Genomic DNA, 2,369 nt, shown 5'->3' on the forward strand with positions numbered 1-2,369 from the left:
CGCAAGCTGGTCGCGGGCGGGGCGTTGTGGCGCTTCGTCTGGCACCGGCTTGTCGCTTTCCGCTGGTCGCCCGAACAGATCGCCGCGACACTCCGTTCCATGCACCCCGATGACCCACAGGTTCGCGTCAGCCATGAGACCATCTACGCCATGATCTACGCCCAGCCCCGCGGCGGGCTGAAGGCGGCGCTGGTCGAGGCCTTGCGCCAGGGCAAGCTCCGGCGTGGCCGCGGGCGGGGGATCGGGCGCAAGCCCGGCGGCGGCAGCGCCATCGTCCCGGAATCCTTGCGAATTCTGCACCGGCCCGAGGAGGTCGACGCCCGCCTCGTACCGGGGCATTGGGAGGGAGACCTCCTGAAGGGCGCCGCCAACCGCTCCTCCGTCGGCACTTTGGTCGAGCGGAAGACGCGCTTCGTCACCTTGGCGAAGATGGAGGGCAACGGGGCCGCGGCGGCGCTGGAGGGCTTCACCCGGCAGATGAAACACCTGCCCGCCGTCCTGCGCCGCAGCCTGACCTATGACCGGGGCCTGGAGATGGCCTGCCATCCCGAACTCGCCCGCCGCCTGAAGATCGACATCTGGTTTTGCGATCCCCATGCGCCGTGGCAGCGCGGCTCGAACGAGAACACCAACGGCCTCTTGCGCCAGTTCCTGCCCAAGGGCGCCGACCTCCGCCAGTTCAGCCAACGCGACTTGGACCACATCGCCAGGCTCATGAACAACCGGCCCCGCAAGACCCTGGGCTGGAAAACCCCAGCTCAGGCCCTCGCCGAAGAAATCGAAAAGGCGACCGCAAGTGTTGCAGTTGGAACTTGAGTTAACCCTTCGTTGACGTCCACGCCCAAGCCCTTGAAATCTTGCGAGGACGCCAGTCTGTCCTGCGTGGACAGGATCACACCGCCTGCCCCGCGGCCCAGCCGGAGGACCAGGCCCACTGAAAGTTGTAGCCGCCCAGCCAACCGGTCACGTCCACCACCTCGCCCACGAAGTGAAGCCCCGGCACCCCCTTCGCTTCCATCGTCCGCCCGTCCAGCGCCCTTGTATCGACGCCCCCCAGCGTGACCTCTGCCGTCCGGTAGCCCTCGGACCCGACCGGCACCAGCCGCCAGTCCCTGATCCCCGCCGCCACCCGGTCGAGCACGGCCGCGGGAAGCTCCGCCATCGGCGCAGTCACCCCCGCCGCTTCCTCCAGATGCCGCGCCAGCCGCTCCGGCAGCCAGCGCCCCAGCACGGTGCGCAAAGCGAGCTTTCCGCGCGCGGCCCGCAAGTCGGTCGACAGGTCGCTGCCGGGCAGCAGATCGACATGGATCGCCTCTCCCTCGCGCCAGTAGGAGGACACCTGCAAGACCGCCGGGCCGGACAGCCCGCGATGGGTGAACAGCAGCGCCTCGTCGAAGCCGGTCTTCCCGCAGGAGACCCGGCCGGGCAAGGAGACGCCGGCGAGCGGGCGCATCCAGGCCAGTTCCTGCTCGGCAAAGGTGAGCGGGACCAGTGCCGGGCGGGTCTCCACGAGAGGCAGTCCGAAGGCCTCGGCCAGCCGGTAGCCATAGCCCGTCGCCCCCATCTTCGGGATCGACTTGCCGCCGGTCGCCACCACCACCGCCCGCGCGCGTTGCGTCCCCCGCGCGGTCTCGACCTCGAACCCCTCGCCCGCCCGCCGCACCGCACCCGGCGCGCAGCCGAGCCAGAGCGTCACCCCGGCGCTTCCCATGTCGCGGACCAGCATGTCGATGACCTGCGTCGCGGACCCGTCGCAAAAGAGCTGGCCCAGCGTCTTTTCATGCCAGGCGATCCCGGCGGCATCCATCCGGGCGATGAAGTCCCACTGGGTGAAGCGCTTCAGCGCCGAAAGCGCAAAGCGCGGGTTCTGCGAGAGAAAGCGGTCGGGCGCGATCATCAGGTTGGTGAAATTGCACCGCCCGCCGCCCGAGATGCGGATCTTCTCGCCGGGCTTCGCGGCGTGATCGATCACCAGAACGCTGCGGCCCCGACGCCCGGCCTCGATGGCGGCCATCATGCCGGCGGCCCCGGCGCCGAGGATCATCGCGTCCCAGATCATGCCCCGTCCTAGCCGCCCTGTCGCCGCCCGGCAAGCTGCTCCGGCGCGGCGAAATTTTCGGCCCTTGCCCCTTGCACCCCTCCGGACCCTTCGCTAAACACCGCCGCACGGTTGGGGCGTCGCCAAGTGGTAAGGCAGCGGTTTTTGGTACCGCCATACCTAGGTTCGAATCCTAGCGCCCCAGCCAGCCTCTTTCTTGGTTCGTGACGTCAACCTTCCCTACATCAAGGCTGCCAGGATCGGTGGACGGGCTGCCCTACTGAATTTCCCTGCGACGGCGCCATGCCGCGGTGGCGTTGCCGGCCCTACT

2 protein-coding genes and 1 tRNA gene are annotated in these 2,369 nt (G+C 68.9%); 2 read left to right on the forward strand and 1 reads right to left on the reverse strand.

All coding sequences use genetic code 11. From position 1 onward, the window contains the following. Window positions 1-816 (forward strand): IS30 family transposase (locus JNJ68_RS01780; protein ID WP_294978183.1); only part of this gene is annotated, 816 nt, incomplete at its 5' end. A 76-nt stretch (window positions 817-892) separates the two neighbouring features. Here the strand turns inward: JNJ68_RS01780 and JNJ68_RS01785 are convergent. Next, window positions 893-2,059, reverse strand: coding sequence for an NAD(P)/FAD-dependent oxidoreductase (locus JNJ68_RS01785; protein WP_294978185.1), 1,167 nt, complete (start codon window positions 2,057-2,059; stop codon window positions 893-895). A 112-nt stretch (window positions 2,060-2,171) separates the two neighbouring features. Here JNJ68_RS01785 and JNJ68_RS01790 point away from each other — a divergent pair. Continuing rightward, a tRNA-Gln gene (locus tag JNJ68_RS01790) sits at window positions 2,172-2,246 on the forward strand. Window positions 2,247-2,369 lie beyond the last annotated feature (123 nt).

Origin of the sequence: Tabrizicola sp., from assembly GCF_016793705.1 — a bacterium.
GTDB lineage: Bacteria > Pseudomonadota > Alphaproteobacteria > Rhodobacterales > Rhodobacteraceae > Tabrizicola.

Excerpts from the sequence above, each read along its gene's own strand:
- JNJ68_RS01785 (WP_294978185.1), bottom strand. The coding sequence starts at position 2,059 with ATGATCTGGGACGCGATGATCCTCGGCGCCGGGGCCGCCGGCATGATG.